This window comes from Streptomyces sp. NPDC046821, from assembly GCF_040645335.1.
Classification (GTDB): domain Bacteria; phylum Actinomycetota; class Actinomycetes; order Streptomycetales; family Streptomycetaceae; genus Streptomyces.
In genome coordinates this window covers 62,882-84,226 of the sequence record NZ_JBEYYB010000018.1, presented here as the reverse complement: position 1 = coordinate 84,226, position 21,345 = coordinate 62,882, and the positions used below count along the sequence as shown (strand labels likewise).

At 69.0% G+C, this 21,345-nt stretch carries 24 protein-coding genes and 2 pseudogenes; 10 read left to right on the top strand and 16 right to left on the bottom strand.

The window, feature by feature from the left end:
- Window positions 1-47 precede the first annotated feature (47 nt).
- On the top strand, window positions 48-1,088 hold the full coding sequence (gene mgrA / locus ABZ893_RS31705) for an L-glyceraldehyde 3-phosphate reductase (RefSeq protein WP_361410831.1): 1,041 nt from the start codon (window positions 48-50) through the stop codon (window positions 1,086-1,088).
- Window positions 1,089-1,138: 50 nt separating this feature from the next.
- Here the strand turns inward: mgrA and ABZ893_RS31700 are convergent, their stop codons facing one another.
- Complete coding sequence (locus ABZ893_RS31700) at window positions 1,139-1,576, bottom strand: hypothetical protein (RefSeq protein WP_361410828.1); 438 nt, start codon at window positions 1,574-1,576, stop codon at window positions 1,139-1,141.
- Between the two features lie 340 nt (window positions 1,577-1,916).
- Here ABZ893_RS31700 and ABZ893_RS31695 point away from each other — a divergent pair, with 340 nt between their 5' ends.
- Window positions 1,917-2,270, top strand: a complete 354-nt coding sequence (locus ABZ893_RS31695) for a DUF192 domain-containing protein (RefSeq protein WP_361410825.1) — start codon at window positions 1,917-1,919, stop codon at window positions 2,268-2,270.
- Window positions 2,271-2,573: 303 nt separating this feature from the next.
- Here ABZ893_RS31695 and ABZ893_RS31690 read toward each other — a convergent pair whose 3' ends face one another.
- Window positions 2,574-3,386 carry a class I SAM-dependent methyltransferase gene (locus ABZ893_RS31690; protein ID WP_361410822.1) on the bottom strand — a complete coding sequence of 271 codons (813 nt, stop codon included), beginning with the start codon at window positions 3,384-3,386 and terminating at the stop codon, window positions 2,574-2,576.
- 215 nt (window positions 3,387-3,601) lie between these two features.
- On the opposite strand from ABZ893_RS31690, the gene ABZ893_RS31685 reads away from it, so the two are divergent.
- Entirely contained in the window at window positions 3,602-4,921 is a 1,320-nt protein-coding gene (locus tag ABZ893_RS31685) for a cytochrome P450 (protein ID WP_361410819.1), read from the top strand.
- A 240-nt stretch (window positions 4,922-5,161) separates the two neighbouring features.
- Window positions 5,162-5,680, top strand: coding sequence for a DUF2690 domain-containing protein (locus ABZ893_RS31680; protein ID WP_361410816.1), 519 nt, complete (start codon window positions 5,162-5,164; stop codon window positions 5,678-5,680).
- 16 nt (window positions 5,681-5,696) lie between these two features.
- On the opposite strand, the gene ABZ893_RS31675 is transcribed toward ABZ893_RS31680, so the two are convergent.
- From ABZ893_RS31675 to ABZ893_RS31620, 12 genes and pseudogenes are all read right to left on the bottom strand, one after another.
- Window positions 5,697-6,332 carry an OmpA family protein gene (locus ABZ893_RS31675; protein ID WP_361410813.1) on the bottom strand — a complete coding sequence of 212 codons (636 nt, stop codon included), beginning with the start codon at window positions 6,330-6,332 and terminating at the stop codon, window positions 5,697-5,699.
- 2 nt (window positions 6,333-6,334) lie between these two features.
- Entirely contained in the window at window positions 6,335-6,913 is a 579-nt protein-coding gene (locus ABZ893_RS31670; RefSeq protein ID WP_361410811.1) for a hypothetical protein, read from the bottom strand.
- A gap of 21 nt (window positions 6,914-6,934) precedes the next feature.
- On the bottom strand, window positions 6,935-7,228 hold the full coding sequence (locus ABZ893_RS31665; protein WP_361410919.1) for a hypothetical protein: 294 nt from the start codon (window positions 7,226-7,228) through the stop codon (window positions 6,935-6,937).
- Between the two features lie 153 nt (window positions 7,229-7,381).
- Window positions 7,382-7,504, bottom strand: a pseudogene (locus ABZ893_RS31660) (pilus assembly protein TadG-related protein); the annotation flags it as partial.
- 35 nt (window positions 7,505-7,539) lie between these two features.
- Window positions 7,540-7,758: a hypothetical protein gene (locus tag ABZ893_RS31655; RefSeq protein ID WP_361410808.1), complete on the bottom strand. Its 219-nt coding sequence runs from the start codon at window positions 7,756-7,758 to the stop codon at window positions 7,540-7,542.
- 121 nt (window positions 7,759-7,879) lie between these two features.
- A complete protein-coding gene (locus tag ABZ893_RS31650) occupies window positions 7,880-8,800 on the bottom strand; it encodes a DUF5936 domain-containing protein (protein WP_361410805.1) in 921 nt (306 codons plus the stop codon).
- 13 nt (window positions 8,801-8,813) lie between these two features.
- The gene (locus tag ABZ893_RS31645) at window positions 8,814-9,764 is read right to left on the bottom strand and encodes a type II secretion system F family protein (RefSeq protein ID WP_361410802.1); all 951 of its coding nucleotides are present in this window, start codon (window positions 9,762-9,764) and stop codon (window positions 8,814-8,816) included.
- 31 nt (window positions 9,765-9,795) lie between these two features.
- The gene (locus tag ABZ893_RS31640; protein WP_361410798.1) at window positions 9,796-11,133 is read right to left on the bottom strand and encodes a CpaF family protein; all 1,338 of its coding nucleotides are present in this window, start codon (window positions 11,131-11,133) and stop codon (window positions 9,796-9,798) included.
- An 8-nt stretch (window positions 11,134-11,141) separates the two neighbouring features.
- A complete protein-coding gene (locus ABZ893_RS31635; RefSeq protein ID WP_361410795.1) occupies window positions 11,142-11,474 on the bottom strand; it encodes a TadE/TadG family type IV pilus assembly protein in 333 nt (110 codons plus the stop codon).
- 89 nt (window positions 11,475-11,563) lie between these two features.
- Window positions 11,564-13,162, bottom strand: a complete 1,599-nt coding sequence (locus ABZ893_RS31630; protein WP_361410792.1) for an AAA family ATPase — start codon at window positions 13,160-13,162, stop codon at window positions 11,564-11,566.
- 71 nt (window positions 13,163-13,233) lie between these two features.
- Window positions 13,234-13,944, bottom strand: a complete 711-nt coding sequence (gene cpaB / locus ABZ893_RS31625) for a Flp pilus assembly protein CpaB (protein WP_361410789.1) — start codon at window positions 13,942-13,944, stop codon at window positions 13,234-13,236.
- 38 nt (window positions 13,945-13,982) lie between these two features.
- A complete protein-coding gene (locus ABZ893_RS31620; protein ID WP_361410786.1) occupies window positions 13,983-15,026 on the bottom strand; it encodes a hypothetical protein in 1,044 nt (347 codons plus the stop codon).
- A 262-nt stretch (window positions 15,027-15,288) separates the two neighbouring features.
- On the opposite strand from ABZ893_RS31620, the gene ABZ893_RS31615 reads away from it, so the two are divergent.
- The gene (locus ABZ893_RS31615) at window positions 15,289-16,317 is read left to right on the top strand and encodes a chitinase (protein WP_361410783.1); all 1,029 of its coding nucleotides are present in this window, start codon (window positions 15,289-15,291) and stop codon (window positions 16,315-16,317) included.
- 147 nt (window positions 16,318-16,464) lie between these two features.
- On the opposite strand, the gene ABZ893_RS31610 is transcribed toward ABZ893_RS31615, so the two are convergent.
- The gene (locus ABZ893_RS31610; RefSeq protein ID WP_361410780.1) at window positions 16,465-17,142 is read right to left on the bottom strand and encodes a 2-phosphosulfolactate phosphatase; all 678 of its coding nucleotides are present in this window, start codon (window positions 17,140-17,142) and stop codon (window positions 16,465-16,467) included.
- Between the two features lie 313 nt (window positions 17,143-17,455).
- Between ABZ893_RS31610 and ABZ893_RS31605 the strand changes: the two genes are divergently transcribed.
- The 5 genes and pseudogenes from ABZ893_RS31605 to ABZ893_RS31585 all read left to right on the top strand — a co-directional run bounded on the left by ABZ893_RS31605 (window position 17,456) and on the right by ABZ893_RS31585 (window position 20,612).
- Entirely contained in the window at window positions 17,456-17,842 is a 387-nt protein-coding gene (locus tag ABZ893_RS31605) for a hypothetical protein (protein ID WP_361410777.1), read from the top strand.
- A gap of 612 nt (window positions 17,843-18,454) precedes the next feature.
- Window positions 18,455-18,910, top strand: a pseudogene (locus ABZ893_RS31600) (hypothetical protein); the annotation flags it as partial.
- A 40-nt stretch (window positions 18,911-18,950) separates the two neighbouring features.
- Entirely contained in the window at window positions 18,951-19,055 is a 105-nt protein-coding gene (locus tag ABZ893_RS31595; RefSeq protein WP_361410774.1) for a hypothetical protein, read from the top strand.
- Between the two features lie 59 nt (window positions 19,056-19,114).
- Window positions 19,115-19,405 (top strand): hypothetical protein, encoded by a 291-nt coding sequence (locus tag ABZ893_RS31590; protein WP_361410771.1) that lies wholly within the window; start codon window positions 19,115-19,117, stop codon window positions 19,403-19,405.
- A gap of 652 nt (window positions 19,406-20,057) precedes the next feature.
- Window positions 20,058-20,612 (top strand): hypothetical protein, encoded by a 555-nt coding sequence (locus tag ABZ893_RS31585; protein WP_361410769.1) that lies wholly within the window; start codon window positions 20,058-20,060, stop codon window positions 20,610-20,612.
- A gap of 100 nt (window positions 20,613-20,712) precedes the next feature.
- On the opposite strand, the gene ABZ893_RS31580 is transcribed toward ABZ893_RS31585, so the two are convergent.
- The gene (locus ABZ893_RS31580) at window positions 20,713-21,111 is read right to left on the bottom strand and encodes an ATP-binding protein (protein WP_361410766.1); all 399 of its coding nucleotides are present in this window, start codon (window positions 21,109-21,111) and stop codon (window positions 20,713-20,715) included.
- Window positions 21,112-21,345: the final 234 nt, after the last annotated feature.

Below are 21,345 nucleotides of genomic sequence, written 5' to 3'. Positions count from 1 at the left end.
GCCCGCGCCTGCCTTGGGGGCCGGGGGCCTGACGTAGTTTCGTACCCATGAACGACACCTCTCCGTACCGCGCCGCCCCGGACCGCTACGACTCGATGGAGTACCGGCGCACCGGTCGCAGCGGTCTCAAACTGCCCGCGATCTCGCTCGGCCTGTGGCACAACTTCGGTGACGACCGGTCGCTCACCTCGCAGCGGGAGATCCTCCGTCGCGCCTTCGACCTGGGTGTCACCCACTTCGACCTGGCGAACAACTACGGGCCGCCGCCCGGCTCCGCCGAGCTGAACTTCGGCAAGATCTTCGCCCAGGACTTCGCCCGGTACCGGGACGAGCTGATCGTCTCGACCAAGGCGGGCTACCTCATGCACCCCGGCCCGTACGGCGAATGGGGCAGCCGCAAGTACCTGATGTCGTCGCTCGACGCGTCCCTGAAGCGGATGGGCCTCGACTACGTCGACATCTTCTACTCGCACCGCTTCGACCCGCACACCCCGCTGGAGGAGACGATGGGCGCGCTCGCGTCCGCCGTTCAGCAGGGCAAGGCGCTGTACGTGGGCGTGTCCTCCTACAACAGCGAGCAGACCGCCGAGGCCGCCCGTCTGCTCAAGGAGATGGGTGTCCCGGCGCTCATCCACCAGCCCTCTTACTCGATGATCAACCGCTGGACGGAGGACGACGGGCTGCTGGACACGCTGGAGACGGCGGGTATGGGCTGTATCTCGTTCGTGCCGCTCGCTCAGGGTCTGCTGACGGACAAGTACCTCAAGGGCATTCCCGAGGGTTCGCGTGCGACGCAGGGCAAGTCCCTCGACCCGCGCCTCGCCGGTGACGCCGAGGTGGTGCGCCGCCTGAACGGCCTGAACGACATCGCGCAGCGCCGCGGCCAGTCCCTCGCACAGCTCGCACTCAATTGGGTGCTGCGGGACGAGCGGATGACGTCGGCCCTCATCGGCGCGTCCAGCGTGCGCCAGCTGGACGCGAACGTGGCGGCCCTCGCGAGCCCGAAGCTGTCCGCCGAGGAGCTGGCGGAGATCGACTCGTTCGCGGTGTCGACGCCGGGGACGAACATCTGGGCGGGGCGGAGCTGACGTCTCGCTCCGCTGAGTTTTGTTCCGCTTGGTAGCCCGCACTCCTGGTGTTACGCGCCGGGGGTGCGGGGCCTGCGGAACCATGCGCCGGCACTCGACTGGGACAGCAGGACGACCATGACGACGGCTCCGGTCAGGGCGATCAGCCCGCCGATGTTGCCGCGCAGGGTCGCGCTCAGGCCGAGCGGGATCTGCACGCTCGCGATGACGAGGGACGTGACCCGCAGGCCCCGGCCCGCCTTCCCGTAGAAGCAGGCGAGGACCAGCAGGACTACGCCGAAGATGTTCCCGCCGAACGCGGCGCCCGCGCCGCGCGCTCCCTCCGTCACGCCGACCGCGACGGACACGAGCAGGGCGAGCCCGACCGTGAGGTGAGTGGTGGTCCGGGCGGCCCGGACCGAGCGCGGCATGACCGGCGGCAGCGTGCGCGAAGGACAAGGGCCGTGCTGCGCCGGGGAGTTGGGGGCGGAGGGGCCCGGGATGCACATGCCGGGGACTCTAGTGGGGGCGCCCGGGACCGGGGCCGTACGCGCGCGGCGCGGGCGGGGACAAAAAAAACGGGCCGGTCCGTGGGGGGGGAGACGGACCGGCCCGAGGGGGGGTTTCCACCATAACCCTTCGTGAGGGATGTTGGGTGCATCGGCGTGCCACAACTACTCTCCGAAGTCACCCGGCGACGGCTGGAGGGAGGTTTCCGGCCGTTCCACACCGGGATTCGCAACGGTTTTCCCGGCTTTCGGCCCTGGACCCCGGGGTCCCCCTGACGGAGTAGTCGTGCGACGAACGCCGCCTTGACGCCGGGGCGGCCGGAAGGTTGGCTGCGGCATCATGGCGAGCTTCACCGTGGCGGGACACGAGGCCCAACTCCCGCTGGAGATCGCGGAGTCGGGGCCGGCGCGGCGGCGCGGGCTGCTCGGCCGCGACGGGATCGACGGCGCGCTGCTGCTGACGGCCTCGTCGAGCGTGCACACCGTGGGGATGCGCTTCGCGATCGATGTGGCCTATTTGGACCGGCGGGGGAAAGTGCTCGCGGTGCGGACGATGCGGCCGGGCCGCATCGGACTCCCCCGACTGCGCGCCCGCAGCGTCCTGGAAGCGGAGGCGGGGGCGATGGCCCGCTGGGGTGTACGGCGGGGTGTGCGGGTGACGATTCTGGGACGCGCGACGGGGGCCGGCGGGTAGCTCGCCCCGCGAGGGGGGGTGGTGAGTAGCTCGGTCCGCGAAGACGCCCGGCGAGTGGCTCGGTCCGCCAAGAGAGGGAAGGCACGCGGCACCGCGCAGCCCCCTCCACTGCACGGTACCGCCGCGCAGCTTTGCTCACGCGAATTGCCTTGGTCTGAACCTAAGGCACGGTGGTGGGTGGATCGGTCGCCGATCGATAACGATGCGGATTCGGTTCGCTCCGGGGTCACTCCGGGTTCGCTCCGGGGTAATACGCGGTGCTTTACGAGTGTGGGGAGCCGGCGCCGGCGGGCGGGCGCCCCGCTACGGCGTTCCCGGCTTGCGGGCCTCGATCAGGTGGCGGGTGCTGTGTGCCATGAACGGCCCCTCGTCCGCGATCCGTCGGTGCAGCTCACGCAGGCGCGGCCGGTACTCCTCGACGGTGAAGCCGGGCACCATCCAGACGACCTTGCGCAGGAAGTGGACGACGGCCCCGATGTCGTAGAACTCGATCCGCAGGCGCTCCGCGCGCAGGTCGACGATCTCCAGGCCTGCCGCCTCGGCCTCCGCGCGCTCGCTCCGCGGGTCGCGCGCCCGCCTGCCCTCCTCGGGCTGCGGGCCGAGGAAGTACTCGACGACCTCGAAGACGCTGCTCGGGCCCACGTGCTGGGCGAAGTACGTGCCGCCGGGCGTCAGCACCCGGGCGATCTCGGCGAACGGGGCCTTCACCGGATGCCGGCTGGTCACCAGGTCGAACGTGCCGTCCGCGAACGGCAGCGGGGCGTCCTCCGGCGAGGCGACGACCACGACGCCGCGCGGGGCGAGGAGGGCGGAGGCCTTGGCGACGTTGGGCGGCCAGCCCTCGGTGGCCGCGATCAGCGGGGGCAGCTCCGGGGCGGAGGCGAGGACCTCGCCACCGCCGGTCTGGAGGTCGAGCCCGGCGGACGCCCGCCCCATGCGCTCCCCCAGAGCACGCGCGTACCCCCACGAGGGCCGCTCCTCGGTGGCGCGGCCCTCGAACCACGAGAAGTCCCAGCCGTCGACGGGGGCGGCGGCCGCCTCGGCGACGAGCTCGTCGAAGGGGCGGCCGGCGTGGGTCGGGGGTACGGACGAGGGGCTGGTGGGGGGTGTGGTCATGGCGTCATGGTGGCAGCGGCGGCAGGGCCGCGGCATGTGCTTTTACGGGCGCCGCGCGGTCGCCGTCGTATCCGTGGCCGCGGTCGCCGGTCTCCGGCTGTGGCCCTCCCTCTCGGCGCGCGGGGGCCGTCCACGTACCCTTGGCGAATCCGCTCCGGGCACCGCTGCCCGACACAGGTAACGGCATCGACCGTCCCGCGCCGAAATGCGAGCTCATGACCGATCGTTCTTTCCGTTCTGTTCGTGCTGCCCGTTCAGCGATAGCGGCCTGGCTCACGCGCCTCTACTTCGCCCGGCTCCGGAAGAAGGGCGGACTCGACCTGTCCGTCCTCTCGAAGCTGCCCGACGCCGCGCTCCTGCCGCTGCGCCGCGAGGGCCTCGACCCGGTGGCCGAGATCGGTGAACTCCGGGACCGCGAACCGGTCAGCAGGCTGCCCATCCCCGGCATGACGGTCTGGCTGGTCACCGGCTACGAGGAGGCGAAGGCCGTACTCGGCCACGGGTCCGCCTTCAGCAACGACTTCCGGAACCTGGTCGGCAACACCGGTGTCACCGACGACCAGAACCCGGGCGGCCTCGGCTTCACCGACCCGCCGGACCACACCCGGCTGCGGAAGATGCTGACGCCCGAGTTCACGATGCGGCGGCTCAGCCGGCTCACGCCCCGCATCCACGCGATCGTCGAGGAGCGGCTCGCCGACCTCGCGAAGGCCGCGGACGCCGACGGCACGGTCGACCTCGTCGAGCACTTCGCGATGCCCGTGCCGGCGCTGGTGATCTGCGAGCTGCTCGGTGTCCCGTACGAGGACCGGGAGGACTTCCAGCAGTTCTCCGTGGCGCGTTTCGACGTGTTCGGCGGGGCGGGTGCGTCCTTCAGCGCGGTCTCGCAGTCGCTCGACTATCTGCGCGGGATCGTCGCCGAGCAGCGGCGCAACCCCGGTGACGGTCTCCTCGGGATGCTGGTCCGCGAGTACGGCGACTCGGTCACCGACGAGGAGCTGACGGGTCTCGCGGACGGTGTCCTCACGGGTGGCCTGGAGACGACGGCGAGCATGTTGGCGCTCGGCACGCTGATCCTGCTCCAGAACCGCGAGCACTTCGAGGCGCTGCGGGACGCGGAGGACCCGGACGCGGTCGCCGCGCCCTTCGTGGACGAGCTGCTGCGTCACCTCACCGTCGTCCAGACCGCGTTCCCGCGCTTCGCGCGCGAGGAGGTCGAGATAGGCGGGGTCAAGATATCCGGCGGGGACATCGTCCTCGTCTCCCTCAGTGCCGCCGACCGCGACGGGTGCCTCGGCGACGACATGGACCGCTTCGACCCGTCCCGCCGCACCTCCGGCTCCCACCTCGCCTTCGGGTACGGCATCCACCGCTGCATCGGCGCGGAGCTGGGCAAGATGGAACTGCGGGCGGCCTTCCCCCAACTCGTCCGCCGTTTCCCTGAGTTGAAGCTCGCGGCGGACCCGCAGGACCTGACGTTCCGCAAGCTGTCGATCGTTTATGGCGTGGACTCGCTGCCGGTGTACGTGGATTGAGTAACCGCGGGCCCTTCGGGGAAAACTCAGGCTCTCCATGATTGAGCACGTCGATCGAGACGCCTGAGAGTGTGGTGGTTGGCCGTGAGTGAGGGCGGGACGCCTCCGTCACCGAACACGCCGAACACACCGGACACCGGACCCCCCTCGCCCTCTCCCCCTGCCCCTGCCTCTGCCTGGCGGCGGCTTCGGGCCTGGGTCGGCGCGCACGGGTCGGGGTCGCTGATCGGCGGGGTGGTCGTGGCCGTCGTAGGCGCGATCACGACGGTCGTCCTCACGGCGCTGCTCGACGGCGACGGCAGCGGTCCCGGACGACGTGCCTCGCCGTCCAACGCGCCCGGGGCGTCCTCCCCCGCCGTCCAGGCCGAGAGCACGGCGGCGTGTTCCGGCCGTACCTGCGTGGGCCTCGACCCCAAGATCACCCACTGCGACGTCGGCGCGGAGACCTTGCAGGACGAGTCCCGGAGCACGATGGTCGTGGAGATCCGGTACAGCGCGCGGTGCGACGCCGTGTGGGGCAAGCTGACGGGGGCGGCGCCGGGCGACACGGTGACGATCAGTACGACGCCGACGCGCCGTCAGTCCGCGTCGGTCATCGAGGGGAAGACCAAGTACACGCCGATGCTCGCCGTGGAGGAGGACTTCAGCGCTCAGGCGACGGCGGTGTCGTTGAAGGGCAGCCCGGAGCGGAAGATTCCGAAGGGGTACGAGTTGCGCGTGGGCGCGAGCGGGACGGACCTTCCGACTCCGTCCCCCTGAACTCACCTACTGTGCTTCACCGTTGTCCGGTGGCGCCCCTCGGGAACGACACCTCGACCCGGCGGTTCTTCCTGCGGCCCTCTTCGCTGGTGTTGTCGGCGATGGGGTAGTCCTCGCTGTAGCCGCGTACGGCGAAGGTGACGTTCTGGTCCTGCGAGCCGAGCGCCGCGGCGAGCTGCTCGTGCACGGCTTCCGCGCGCTTCTTGGAGAGCGTGAGCCCGTGGGCGTACGTGCCGAGGTTGTCGGTGAAGCCGAAGACGCGGACGTCGGAGGCGTTCTGGGTCTTGATCTCGTCGGCGATGGCCTGGATGCGGGACTTGGCGCCCGGGTTGAGTTTGGCGCTGTCCTTGGGGAACAAGACTTCCGCCTGGAGCGCGAACTTCACGTCCTGGTTGGTGTCTTCGCGCCGTTCGTCGCCGGACAGGTCCTCGACGACGGACTTGATGTCCAGCACCTTGGCGGGCGCGAGCGTGGCGCCGTCGGCGAGCTTGAGCCCGGGACTGTTGGCGTCGACTTCGGGGAGCGGGGAGGTGGTGGTGCTGCCGGGCGGGGCGCCGGTGGGGTTGGGGTCGTCGGCTTGGGCGGGGGTGGTGAGGGTGAGGGTGAGGAGGGCGGCGGTGGTGGCCGTGACGAGCGCGCGGCTGAGTGGCATGGCTACTCGCCCTCTGTGATGTCTACGGCGGCCGGGGGCATGTCGCCGACCTGGAAGTCGACGTTGGTCGTGCCTTCGGGGGGTGACGGGAACTGCGCATACCACTCGACGGACTGGCCCGCTTTCACGCCGCCGCCTTCGAACTTCGTGCAGAGGCAACGTCCTTGGGTGTCACGCAGAATCAGGTACTTCTTCTTCCCTGTCTTGTCCACGACGGAGGCGCCGGCCATGGACGCTCCGTTGAAGCTCACCTCGCGTTCGTCTCCGCGCCAGCCGGTCGCGGTCCAGAACTCGCCACCGCCGTTGGTCACCTTGCCGGAGAGAGTGAGGAAGCCGCCTTGATCACGCTTCGCCGAGTCGACCGTGAGCGTGATGTCCTTGTTCTTCACTTCGGCCAGCGCCTGGCTCGTGGGCTGGGAAGAGGACGGCTGGTCCCCCGCGTTCTGCCCGGTCGTCTGCTTCGGTGAGGCCGAGGACTTCGGATCGGCCTTGACGTCATCGCCGCCGCAGCCGGCCAACGTGAGTACAAGTCCGGTCGTCATCGCCAGCGCGGCCAAAACAGTGCGTTGCCGAGTCTTCATCGAAACGTGTTCCTTCACTAGTCAGTCGGCCAGATGAACGGAGAACAGGGTCGACGCATCGGGAAGATCACCCAGCTCGAAGTGGCCGGGGTCGAAGTTGAAGGAATCGCCGCCATCGCACTCGAACTCCACCGCTTTTTTCGGATCCGAGGAACTGGCGACGTCACAGCGCGGCTCAATCACGGCTGTCGCCTTCGCCTTCGCGTAATCGGACTCGGTGCCGGGGATGATCGAATCGCCGACTGGATGTAGGGACTCCACTTCCACCCGGTATCCCGGATAGCCATTGACCTCGGCGGACTGGAACGCCGTCACCCGGGCGTCATTTTCCGCAGCAAGGGCATCCGCCGCGCTCTTCGCACCGCCCCCGTTCGCCTGCTGCCCTGCGAGCCAGTCGGGCCAAGCGTCTCCGTGGCCGATGGCCTGTCCCAGACCGTCGGCGAGGTCACTCCTGGCGTCCTGAGCCGCCGCCAGAGCAGCGGCGTCGGCAGCCGACTGGGCACCGTTACGCGCCGACGCCGCCTGAGCGAACGCGAAGAACGCGAACGCGACAAAAAGCAGAATTCCGGTGAGCCAGATGTAGATGGGCAGGGTCTGCCCAGAGTCATCGCGAAGCCGAACGAACCTCAGCCGCCTGTCACCTTGGTGACCGCGTTCCGGATCGCATTGGAGATCAGACCGTCCAGACCGATCTGATCGATCAACGTAAAAATCCCCGCGATCAGAATCATCAGCCCCGCATACTCCACGAATCCCGCGCCGGAATCGCGGTCCTTTCCGCGGATACGGTCCCCTACCGTCACCGACCACTTCACCCACACCCCGAGCACGCGTTCCTTCAGCACGGTTTCCCCTTTGCTCCCGCACGACCTCACCGCCCCGAACACTCCGGGCACCATACGCAACGTACGTGAAATGCAACCCTCTGTACCGCGTTTCGCACACTAACGATCCGAGCTTGACCACTTAACGCCCCAGGATCGAGCCGAAGTTGGACCCGGAGCCCAGGAACATGCCCGTCGCGATGAGGATCATCGTCGCCGGGAGCATGAAGACGAGGGTGACCATGGTCGCCTTGGGAATCGTCTTCGCCGCGCGGCGCCGCGAGTTCTGGGCGTCCGTGCGGCGCATGTCCGTCGCGATCTGGATGAGCGTGTCCGCGATGGGCGCGCCCAGCTCCTCGCCCTGCTGGAGCGCCGAGACGAACTGGGCGACCTGCTCGGACGCGTTGCGCCGGCGCAGTTCGTCGAAGGCCTGGCGGCGGCTCACGCCCATGTCCATCTGGCGGAGCGTGATGCGGAGTTCGTCGGCCCACGGCCCCTCGTACTTCTCGGCCACCCGGTCGAGCGCCTGGCGGAAGCCGAGGCCCGCCGAGACGACGACCGCGAGTACGTCGAGGAAGTCGGGCAGCGTCCGGTCGATGACCTCTTTGCGCTCGCGCGTCGCCTGCCAGATCAGCACGTCCGCCGCGAGCACACCGAACGCGAACGTGAGCGCGGCGAACAGGAGCCGCCCGCTGTTGAGGAAGACCAGGCCGAGGACGACGCCGAAGATCCCGTAGACCGCGCGGCGCGCCGCGTAACGGTCGATGGTGAGGCCGCCGGGGTTGCCCGCCATGTCGATCCTGCGCCGCTTGCGGTCGACGCGGCGCGGCCCCATGGCCCGTAGAACCAGCGGGGCCAACCGCATACCGAGGCGGTCGACCGCCGACCCCGTGGCGGACACGCGCGTCGCGCCGACTTCGAGGGCGAGGGCCAGGTCGCCGGGGAGTCTGGCCTCGGCGCGGTACATGCGGACGCCGAGGAAGATCCCGAGGACGGCGAGACCCATGACGCCGGCGAGCAGAATTGCGATCAGCCCCGTACCCGGCCCGGCGCTCGGCCCCATACCCGTGACCACCTCAGACCTCGATCTTCCCGAGCCGGCGGATCACGAAGAAGCCGACTCCGTACAGGGCGAGCGAGAGCAGGATCAGGGCCTGGCCGACCGGGGAGCCGGTCACGCGGGCGAGGGCGCCCTCGTTCGACGAGTTGATGAGGAGGAGGGAGCCGAGGCCGAGGAGCGGCACGGTGAACGCCGTCGCGTTGACCTCGGAGAGCATCGTGCGGATCTCGCGCCGGGTCTCCTTGCGGTCCTCCAGGGTCTGCGTGAGGTTCCGCAGGGACGACACGACGGAGCCGCCCGCCTTGTTGGCGAGGACGAGGGTGGTGACGAGGACGACGAGTTCGCGGGACGGAAGGCGTTCGGCCAGCTCACCGAGGGTGTCGTCGACGGAACGGCCGAGGGCGAGCTGGTCGGCGACCATGGACAGCTCCTCGCCGGCGGGCGCCTCCAGCTCCTCCGCCGCCATCGCGAGTGACGTACGAAGCGCGAGACCGGCAGCCGTCGCGTTCGCCAACAGCCGTGCCACGTCCGGGAGTTGGTTGATGAACGCCTCTATGCGCTTCTGCCGCTGCCAGTTCAGGAAGATCACCGCGCTCCATACGCCGACCAGCCCGGCGATCGGCCCGAAGAACGGGGCGAGCGCGGCGGACGCGATCAGCCACAGGGCGACGACCAGGGCGAGTACGTAGGTGAAGAACTCCCCGGCGGTCACGTCGAGCCCGGTCGCGGACAGGCGCAGGTGGATGGCGCGGCCGAGCCGGGTGCGGCGCAGCCTGCGGTCGACGCCGGCGAAGCGTCGTACGCGGACCGCCTCGCCGTCGTACGGGCCCGCGCCCGAGCGGCCGTCGAGCCGGTCGACGAGGGCCTGGCGCTGGGCACGGCCGGACGCGTACGCGTGGACGCCTCCGACGGCGAGTGCGCAGGTCAGGAGGGTTGCGCTGAGGGCGATGAGGGCGGGGTCGCTCATGTGCCGCCGCCCCTGGAAGCACTCCTGGGGGTCATCCGATGGCCTCCCTCGTGTTGCGTCCGTCGATGACGTCGACCACGCCGAACGCGGGCGGGATCGGCTCGTTCGCCACGTACAGGCGCTCGGCCACGCGCCTCGGCAGCGGCAGATGCTCGAACATCCCGCTGACGCGCCCGTCGTGGCCCAGCGGGTGCGGCACGAAACGGGAGACAGTCGAGATCCGGAACTGCTCGCGCCCGTGCGAGACGAGCAGGGCGATCTCGGTGACCTTGCGCGAGCCGTCCGCGTGCCGGGTGAGCTGGACGAGGACGTCGACCGCCGAGTTGATCTGGTCCTTGAGCGCCTCGAACGGGATCTGCACCTCGGACATGGACCCGAGCGTCTGGAGGCGCATGAGGGCGTCCTCGGCGGCGTTCGCGTGGACGGTGGCGAGCGAGCCGTCGTGGCCGGTCGACATCGCCTGGAGCATGTCGAGGGTCTCGCCGCCGCGGACCTCTCCGACGATGATGCGGTCGGGACGCATACGGAGGGAGTTGCGGACGAGGTCGCGGATGGTGACCTGGCCCTTGCCCTCGACGTTCGGCGGCCGCGATTCGAGGCGGATGACGTGGTCCTGCTGGAGCTGGAGCTCGGCCGAGTCCTCGATGGTGATGATGCGCTCGTGGGGCGGGATCAGGCCGGACAGCGCGTTGAGCAGCGTCGTCTTCCCGGAACCCGTACCGCCGCTCACGATCACGTTGAACCGGGCGCGCACGAACGCGGAGAGCAGCATCAGCATCTGCTCGTCGAGCGAGCCGAGTCCGATCAGCTCGGGGAGCGTGTAGGCGCGGGGGAAGCGGCGGATGGTGAGCGTGGCGCCGGTGAGGGACAGCGGCGGGATGATCACGTTGACGCGCTCGCCGGTGGGCAGGCGGGCGTCGACCATCGGGTTCGACTCGTCGACGCGCCGGTTCACCGTGGAGACGATGCGCTCGATGGTCTGCATCAGCTGTTCCTGCGAGGCGAAGCGGAGCGGGAGCTGTTCGACGCGGCCGGCGCGCTCCACGAAGATCGCGTCGGGGCCGTTGACCATGATCTCGGTGATGGACGCGTCCGCGAGGAGGGGTTCGAGCACGCCGAGGCCGAGCGCCTCGTCGACGACGCGGCGGACGAGCTGGGAGCGTTCGGCGGAGGAAAGAACGGGGCCTTCGCGGCTGATGATGTGGCCGAGGACGCGTTCGAGCCGCACGCGCCGGTCGGCCGCGGCGAGCGACGACATCTCGGCGAGGTCGATCTCCTCCAGGAGCTTGGCGCGGTAGACGGCGACGAGGCCGTCGTCGCGCGCGGGGCCGGGCTCCTCGCGGACCGTCACCCGTGATCGCAGGCTCATCGCTCCGCTCAACTCCCTTCCTGTGTACGGTCGTTCGGCATCGTGGCGCTCCGTCGCACGTCCCAGCGGGCGTCGAGGAACGGGACGAGTACGGGGACGTGGACGGTGACGGTGGCTGTGGTCGTACGGCCCCCGCCCCCGCCGGGGTCGACGTCCGCGTCGAGCCAGGCGCTCATCGCGGCCCGCCCGGCGCCCGCGCCGTCGCCGCCCAGGGACTGCACGCGGGCGGCGGCCCTGGCCCCGGAACCGGCCTGGTTGGCGGAGTACCCGACGAGGCCGAGCTGGATCGCGGCCATGCCGATGAGGAGGAGGAAGGGGAGGAAGCCGGCGAATTCGAGCATGGAGACGCCGCGGTCGTCGTGGCGGAGGCGAGGCCGTGTCCACGGGTGGGCGGGGGTACGAACCCGGGGCGCCGCACCCCGGACGCCCCTCACGGCGCACCCCCCAGCTCGTCCTCCCGCGCCGCCCCCGCCTCGCCCGTGACCGTCCAGCCCGCGTCGACGCCGGGGAAGAACACAGGGACGTCGACCCGCACCGTCGCCTTCATCACCGATCCCTCCGGTGCGCAGGTGATCGCGGCGCCCTGCCACGCGCCGGGCAGGTTCTTCTCGCCGGCGGACTGGCACGCGCCCGCCGTGTCGCCGAGCCCGGCGGCCGCGGAGGCCGACGCCCTGGCCGCCTCGTCCGCCGCGTTCCCGGCCAGCGAGTACGTGTACCCGTACAGGACGCACTGCCACAGCAGGCCCATGACGACGAGCAGCAACGGGAACATGGCGGCGAATTCGAGGGTGACGGCGCCCCGGTCACCGCCCCGACGACGCGCGCGGCGACCCGACTCCCGTACCTCGGTCGCCTCTGCGAGGCCCAGCTCTCCGGCGAGCCCCCACAGGGCCTGTTTCACCGACGACCGGCTGTCGAGGTCCTGCATACGGCCCGCGTCGACGGCGGCCTGGAGTTCCTTGTACCCGGCGGGCACGGTCGCGCGGGCGACCCTCGTGCCGGTGACGCGCTCCACCAGGGACGCGCTGATCTCGGAGCCGCGTGTGGAACGGTTGATGACGGCGACGGTCTCCTCCGCCTTGCGGATCTGGAGGCGGTCCCACATACGGATCATGCGCTTCGCGGCGCGTACGGCGACGACGTCCGGGGTGACCAGGAGGACGGCCTGGTCGGCGAGTTCGACGGCGGCCGCGTTGGCGGAGCCCATCTGCGTACCGCAGTCGACGACCACGAGGTCGTAGCGGCTGCGCAGGGCCTGGACTACCTGGCGGGCTACGCGGTCGGTGACCTCTTCGCCGCGTTCGCCGTCGGACGGCGCGAGGAGCAGGGAGAGGCCGGTCTCGTGGGTGAAGACGGCGTCCTGGAGGACGCGCGGGGTGATGTCGCGGATGGTGGCGAGGTCGGCGACGGAGCGGCGGAACTGGACGTCGAGGTACGAGGCGACGTCGCCGGACTGGAGGTCCAGGTCGAGGAGCGCGACGGAGCGGCCGGACGCCTGGGCGGCGAGGGCGAGTTGGACGGCGGTGACGGTGGTCCCCACGCCGCCCTTGGCGCCGCTGACGGTGAGGACGGTGCCGCCGGACGAACCGGCGGCGAGCGCGAGTTCGCCGCCGCTGCCGAGGTGCCGGCGCATCCCGCCGGCCCAGTAGGCGGCGGCCTGGACGCGCTCGGCCAGCGCGTCGTACCCGAGAGGGAAGCCGACGATGCCGCGGGCGCCCGAGTCCATGGCGGCGGTGAGCAGGGCGGGGCTGGTGTCGGCGGTGGCGAGGACGACGCCGACGGCCGGGAAGCGGAGGACGAGGTCCCGGATGAGGTCGAGGGCGGGCACGGGCCCGATCCGCTCGTGGACGAGGACGACCTCGGGCAGTTCGTCGAGCGACTCGGCGGCGAGCCGGGCGAGGGTGTCGAGGAGGGCGGTGGAGTCGGCGACGGGCGGCGCGGGCTCGGCGTCGGGCAGCTGCCCGAGCAGCGTGACCAGGGACCGGGCGGCGTCCAGGTCACCGACCGCCGGGAGAATACGGATGCTCATACGGCGCCCTCGCCTCCTCTCTCTTCTCGCTTCACTACTGAACTGGCCTTACGTTCCGGGATGTTCGCGCTCTATTTGTCCTCGTCGAGGGTGTACGAGCGGTCGCCGGGCGGGACGGTGGCGTCGCTGCCCGGCGCGACGAGCGCGAGCCGGACATGGGTCGCGAACGACTCGGCGTACGCGACGCGCTGGGCGTCACCGGGGGTGAGGGCGAACGTGATGGGTACGGCCTCGCCCTGCCGGCGCCGGCCGTTGTCGCCGCCCTGCTCGTCGATGGGGGTCAGCTTGCCGACGTCCATGACCTCGGCGTTCTGCACGATGACCTTGGACTGGTCCTTGGACTTGTCGTTCGGGGCCTTGAAGGTGGCGTAGATGTTGACCTTCGACCCGGGCGTGATCTTGCCGGCCACCCCGGTCTCGGCGTCGATCATGATGGCGATCTCCTGCTGCTCGCCCTGGAGCTGGGGCCGGGCGACGATCATGTCGGTCTGGAGCAGGGACCCCTTCTTCAGCGTCGTGACGGCGATCTTGCCGCGTATCTGGCTGAGGCTGGTCACGGCGGTCTTCGACAGCCACCGCTCGGGCATGTCGACTTTCTCGAACCGGTCGGCGGTCAGCTCCTTGTACGGCGCGACATCGCTCTTCAGCCGGTACGCGGCGACTTCCGGGCCCACCTTCGAGTTCACGTCGCGGATCACCGAGAGCACTCCGACGAAGGCGCCGACCGCGCACAGGGCCGAGATGATCAGCAGGATGACGCCACGACGCTGACGTGAGTTCATGGACCGGGCTACCTCGTGGGGATCTGGGGACCGGGGGGTCAGGGGCGGGCGGCGGGGGGCAGGGCGGCGCGCGCGGGGGCGGTGGCGGGGGTCAGGCCACTCACTGACGCGGGTCCGGTGGCGGGGGCGAGGCCGCTCGCCGGCGCGGGGCCGAGGGCGCGGCTCGTTAACGGCGCGTCGTCCTGGGCGGCGATGGCGGCGGTGGGTGGCTCGCCGAGCGGCGCGCCGCAGAACCCGCAGCGGTCACCGATGAGTTCGAGCCCGCACCAGTGGCACATCTCGCGCCGGACGGACGAGACGAGCTGGTACAGCACGGAGATATCGGGGATGGCGGCCACGAACTCGGCGAGCTTGCCCGGGTTGCCGGGGTTTCTGGCGTCTCCCGGGGTGCCGGGCTTCCCCGTCGCCCACCAGCGGGCGGACTCGGCGGGCAGCCGGGTCTCGACGGCGCCCTGCACCTGCCAGGCGGGGGCGAGGGTGCCGGTGATCCAGTCGGTGGGCTGCTGCCCGGCCGCGTAGAACATCCGCGTACCGAAGGCGGGCCCGGCGAGCACGGAGGGTTCAGGGCCGGTGAGCCTTACGAGTTCGGGCTGCGGGGTGGCGAGTACGGCGAACTGGGCGCCCGGCATCCATGATTTCGCGTGCGCCTTGAGGCTGACGGGTACGCGGTCGAGCCGGGCGACGGAGCCGAGGACGGCGCCGGCGTAGATGTAGTGGGCGAGGAGCCGCGCGGCGGAGGCGAGCACGCCGGGGCTGAAGTCGCACATGGTCAACTGGCGGAGCTGGAGCGCGAGGACGGCCAGTCCGAGCGGCGGCAGCTCGGGCCGCAGGATCGCGATCCGGTCACTTTCGAGCACGGAACGCACGGCGTGCAGCCGGTGAACGACCGGATCCGGCACGGATTCAGGACAGAGGACGATCACATAGCCGTGATGCTCGATCAGGGTGTGCATCTCGACGATCGCCCGGTCGAGGGAGTACGGCTCGCCCTTCGGGTCCTGCCCGGCCATCGCGGACTGGAGCACGGCGGCGGACGGCGTATGCCGGTCGTAGGCGGTCAGGACCAGGTCGGGGCTGGTCACGGCTATCGCGGTAGGCACGCTCGAACACCCCCCGGTCTCTCGGCTCTCCTGCTTCTGCACCATATCCGCGCACCGCCCGCTCAACACCCAACTTCCTGGTGTTCACGGGGAGGTGGACGGACGCCTGGCGAGAACCAGTGCCCCAGCGCTCCGGTCCGTACGCCCGAACTTGCGCAATGCCTTGACATCGGCATTGGTCTGGACCAGCTTGTACCACCGACAACTGCCCCACCCCCCACATCTGAACCGGAGGCAGAAGCGCATGGAAAGCACGACAGGCAAACGGACTGGCAAACGGACCGGTAAACGCCCCTTCCTCGCGGCAGCGCTCACCACCCTCGCCCTGGCCCTCACCGGAATCGGCACCGCCACCGCGGGCCCCGCACAACCCGCCGACGCGGCCACCGCTCCCCCGGCCCACGCCGTCACCGGCTACTGGCAGAACTTCGACAACGGCGCGAAGGTCCAGAAGCTCAGTGACGTACCGGCCGAATACGACATCATCGCGGTGGCGTTCGCCGACGCGACGACGATGCCGGGCGCGGTCGACTTCACGCTCGACTCGGCGGGCCTGGGCGGCTATACGGAGGCCGCGTTCAAGGCGGACATCAAGGCGAAGCAGGCGGCCGGAAAGTCGGTCGTCATCTCAATAGGCGGCCAGAACGGAACGGTCTCCGTCAACGACGCGACCTCCGCGACGAATTTCGCGAACTCGGTCTACGCACTCACCCAGGAATACGGCTTCGACGGAGTCGACATAGACCTGGAGAACGGCCTGAATTCGACGTACATGTCCCAGGCACTCAAATCCCTGGCGGGGAAGGTGGGTCCGGGCTTCGTCCTGACGATGGCGCCGCAGACGATCGACATGCAGTCGACGTCGAACGAGTACTTCAAGACGGCACTCGCCGTGAAGGACATCCTCACGGTGGTCAACACGCAGTTCTACAACAGCGGTTCGATGCTCGGCTGCGACGGCAAGGTGTACGCCCAGGGCACGGTCGACTTCCTGACCGCGCTGGCCTGCGTCCAGTTGGAGGGCGGCCTCGCCCCGTCCCAGGTGGCCCTCGGAGTCCCCGCCTCCACAAGCGCGGCGGGCAGCGGCTACGTGTCCCCGTCAGTGGTCAACGCGGCGCTCGACTGCCTGACGAAGGGCACGAACTGCGGCACGTTCAAGCCCCCGAGGACGTACCCGTCGCTGCGGGGCGCGATGACGTGGTCGACGAACTGGGACGCGACGTCGGGCAACGCGTGGTCGACGACGGTGGCCACACACGTACACGCCTTGTAGCCCCCGTAGTCCCTGTGGGGCTGCCCCCCTGACCGCAGCGCCGCCGCTCCCCCGGCGGCGCTGCTGTGCCTGAGGGGGTGTCCGGCACAATCCAGCCACCGCTGTCGCTGGTGACAACGGAACCACCGTCTTCAACCTGTGGCCACCTCATTGAATCCGGACCGGCCTCAGCACCGTCATCCCATCCTCCAGCCCGACCTGCATCGCGAAATCGAACCGGTCCACCTCCAGGCACAGCTCCACATCGGCGGGGTGAGCGCCGAGGCGCCGCCCGTCGCGGAGGTCGTCCGCGGCCAGGGAGGTGCGGGCGCGGTGCAGGTAGGGGCCGGGGTCGGGACGATCTCCTGCCAGGAGCCGGTCCAGGTACTCGGCGCAGGCCAGGTCCTCGGCAGCACGGCCGTCCTCGCCGGTGGCCACGAACGTCACCGAGTCGGCACCGGCATCCGCCAACACCTCGGCCGTCGCACCGGCCACGACGAAACTGGCACACAACGCCAATTTCGCCTCGCCAACGGCAAGGGCCCCAACCGTTCCGGCGGTGGTCTTCTGAATGACGGTACGACCGCCCAGGTCGGCCTCCCGAATCAGCGCGGGAGAGTTGACCAGGTCGAACCCACCGACCAACGCCCCGTCCTTGAGCGCAAGCCACCCCGGGTGACGAGCCTTGATGGCCAGCGCCTCGTCCACGTCCCGCGCGAGCACGATCTTGCCGACCCCGCGATGAAAGGCCCACGCGGCGGTGGTGAACGCCCGCATCACATCAATCACCACGGCCACCTGCTCGGTACCGTCCACCTCGGGTATTCCTACGACTCGCGACTCCATGCGGGGATGCTGGCAGCCCAATGAAGCGACTCACAACGCAATTTGACGACCTCCTGGCAAATCGGGATCTACTGAGAACTCCTCACCGGCACGCCTATGGCGTGTACGGGAGCGCCAACGGGCCGGACACCACGCGCCTGCAAAGACGAACCGGGAGTGCGATCAACCGCATAGATCGACTTGCGAGCCTTGGCTCACTCTTCCTTGAAGGATCTGGAACTGCTGGGCGATCAAGTCGCCGGGGCGCCACCGTTCGACTTGAAGAGCTCTGAATAGCCGTGCCCACTGCCACCCCCACTCCCTCGGGAAGAAGATGACCTACTTCGCCGACCTCAGCTCTTACAGCTACCTCGAAGTAAACGAGGCAATGCTCAACGTCGGCTGGCTCGATCGGGAGCATGAGTACACGACGGGGCCGGCTCCTGCCGGACTCGTCGACGCCCTCGCCGACCTGGCGACAGGTGCGGTGAGCGTCTGCCGGGGCACGCATTTCTGTAATCTGTGCCCCGATTTTCAAACCGCCAGAGAGAACACGTCACGCGGTGAGACCTTCATCGGCAGCGGAGAGGTGCGGGTCACCAGCGCACGAGGGACCATCTATACCTCTCCCGCCATGATTGTCCACTACGTAGAGACTCACGGTTATCTCCCGCCGGAGGAGTACTGCGAGGCAGTTCTCGCTCAGCTGGCAGGGGAATGAGGCACCGCGTAGTTAACCTTCTGCCACTCCCCTCACGCTGCCTCAGGTGCGCGTGATCGTCACCGTCACATGCACCCCCGGTGCCGCCGCCACCCCTGCCCGACCCCCGCTGTGGGGGTGCAGCTCGGCCTCTCTTTGGACAGTGATGTTCCAGGCGTCCGAGGGGAGGGAGAGGTCCGTCGTGCGAGGGCCCCGGCGTCTCGCAGTCCGGCAGGATCCAGCCACGGGTGCGCGCAGGGGAATCCCGTCCTGGCACGCCGCCCAGATGTTCCTGCCTGGCCGACCCGGGGCAATCAGGCCATCTCGGTACCGCCGCTTCATTCCCGCGTTGCATTCGGCAACATTCGAATGTGATGATGCCCCGCATGGCTGACAACGGGGGCGGCACAGCAGCCGGGGGCATACCGAGATCGCGACTTCTGGATTACGCGGATGCGATCACACCAGCACCAGCACCACACGCTGTGCCCCAGACGCATGACACACATGTCTCGCACGATTCTTCCGCACAGCTCAGGCATGAATTCCACTTGCTGGTAGGCGAATTCAGGCGCACTGCCGTTCTTCTGCCGCTGAGCGACGACGGTCTCCCCCTCACTGCGAACTTTGACACTCGGCCGCGTCACGCTCCGCCAGAAGACCCGCCTGTCCCGCAAGCCGGACACATGGCGGTACAAGTGGGACGCGGAAGACCGCCTCACGTCGGCCATCACCTCCGACGGCACGCGCTGGCGCTACACGTACGACCCGTTGGGCCGCCGCACGTCCGAGTGCCGCCTGGCGCCGGACGGCGAGACAGTCGTGGAACAGGTGACGTTCACCTAGGGCGGCACGACCCTGTGCGAACAGACAACGACATCCCCGGAGTTGCCGAACCCCGTCACACTCACATGGGACCACCAGGGCCTACGCCCCATAGCCCAAACCGAACGCATCGGCGTGACCTCAGACGCCCCACATTCGGAATTCGACTCCCGCTTCTTCGCCATCATCACCGACCTGGTCGGCACCCCGAGCGAACTCGTCGACGAACGGGGCGAGATCGCATGGCACACGCGGAGCACGCTATAACGCTCCGGCCTGATCCAACGCGGCCAACGGTGGCAATTTGTACCATCGCAACGTGCACAACCCGAACAGTCAGCACTACAACCCAGATGCAGCAGATTCCACCCACATTCCATGGCGCATCCCTTTCAAGCTTCCGTACTAGCACAGAGCTGGTGACCACACTTGAATTCCGTATCCCTTCTGGAGCTCTTCCGTCAAATCATGCACATTGATTCCAGCTCACGTGAACATGGCGCCGACCAGGTCACCGACTGGATCAATTCATACACTCCCGCCGAAGCCACCGCTCTCGCGACCGTGCTCGCAATGAGCGCTGCCCGCGAGAAGGACCTCGCCGCTTTGGAATCCCAGCTCCATGCAATTCTAGAACTCACGTCGACCGGCTACGTACAGCGTGACCACATTCTGCATTTGCGCGAGATCGACCCCACAGAACTCACGACCGAGCTTAAGGGGTATCTCGTGGATCTGTTTGACTCCCCACCGTCATGATGCCATGTGTGCAGGAATTCACTCGCGACCAAGAGATCGAACTGGTTTCAGGTCCGAGATTCACAGATCTCCCCGTTGAACGTGTCTGCCCCGCATGCAGGGCGAAATCTCTCCGCGTGTACATCTATCGATTCACCACGGGCGAGCGGTCGTCTCGCATTACATATGCATGGTGCGCTTCATGCCGGAGGTTCAAGGGCTGGACTGGGCCAGATAATGACGGACTAGTTTTTAGCGACCCCCTGGAGGGCCTTTCACCGGAGGGGAGGCGTGACCTTCAGTCCGACTTCCCCTCCTTTCTGCGCCGCCTCGACGAACTCTGGGAATCCGGAGATCTGCCACAGCGGTTCAGCCGCTGACGCCGCCTCCCATCACGAAAGAAGTACGCATGACCACCCCCCACCAGCCGCCCCCGCCCGGATTCGGTGCGCCTCAGCCTCAGTACGGGGCTCCGCACGCGCCCGGCTACCCGCAGTACGGAGGGCAGTGGCCGGCCCACGGGGTGCCGCCGCAAGGGCCGTACGGTCCGCCTCCCATGGGCGGTTGGGGGACGCCGCCCTCGCCGAAGAAGAGCGGTGGCGCAGGGAAGACGCTTGCGATTGTTGCCGGGTGCATCGTCGGGGCCGTTGTCCTGGTCGGCGGTATCCGGGGCATGCAGCAACGCGGTGGCTCGGCGCCCGACGTGTCCGCGCAGCAGTATCGGCTCACCCTCCCCGAGACCGTCGACGGCGGCTCGTTCCGGCTTGGGCAGGACGCCAGTGACCGGTTCGACAATTCGGCGCTGGGCTCCGACTTGTACGCTCGATCCCTGCGGACCAAGGCTGGGTCGTACGACGCCAAGTCCGGCTCGGGGCGGCTCATTTACACCGGTACGTATTCGGACCGCCAGAACCCCTTCTACCCCAAGATGGGTCTGCTTGACGGTATGGAGAAGGCCGAATCCACGACTGTCGCCGTCCCCCGGCGCGACATGGCCGAGCAGAGCTCCGACGGTGACCAGATGGCCTGCGAGGTGCTGACCAAGGCCGAGGGGGGCCAGGAGCTGACCATGGCCGTCTGCTCCTGGGCCGACCACTACACACAGGGAGCGGTCATCGACAACAGCCCGGACAGCTGGACCGTCGCCCCCGACAAGTACGACCTCGACGCCCTCGCCAAGCGCACCGCCCGCATCCGCGACGAGGTCCGCGTACCGGTGACCGGCTGACGCCCGCGCAACTCGGCGACTGGCAGATTTGGGTCAGGTGCCGGGGCTTCCATGCCTGGTCGCCCGACTCTGCGGTGCCCGAATCTGCCAATTTCCACGGTCAGTTCAGTTCGAACCACACCACCTTGCTGTCCGCCATCGAGTAGCGGCCCCACGTTGTCGCCATCGCCTCGACCAGGAACAGGCCCCGGCCGAACGGCTCGTCCATCGTGCAGGGCAGAGGGTCCGGGAGTTCAGGGTGATTGTCCATCACTCCTACCCGGATAACTCCCCCACGCGTGCGGAGCCTTACGGCCACCGGGCCTTCCGAGTGCTGCACCGCGTTCGCGACGAGTTCCGACGTCAGCAGTTCCGCCGTGTCCGCTGTCTCGGGCGCGCACGCGTAGTTCAGGAGTGCGGTACGGACCGTGTGGCGGGCGATGCGTGGGGCCCGAGGGTCGTTCGTCAGGTGAAGGTGGCACTCCCAGGAAGCGGGAGGGGCCGGGGGCGTTGGGGGCATGGGGTTCGGTTCTCCTCTGCCGTGGTGGGGGTGGCGCGGCGCGTCGGTGGCTCGTCTCCCTGGCGCGGGGCCGCCCCTCCCAGGGAGGAAGGTTGCGGGCAGGCTCGCGCGATGCACTGCCAACTGCCGTAAGTAGTCTGTGCGTTACCAAACGTAGAGCATGTGGGGGCTAATTAGCCCCCTCCCTGTGAAACTTGCACCCATCCGTGGCTCGGCCGCACAGGTGCGCGGCAG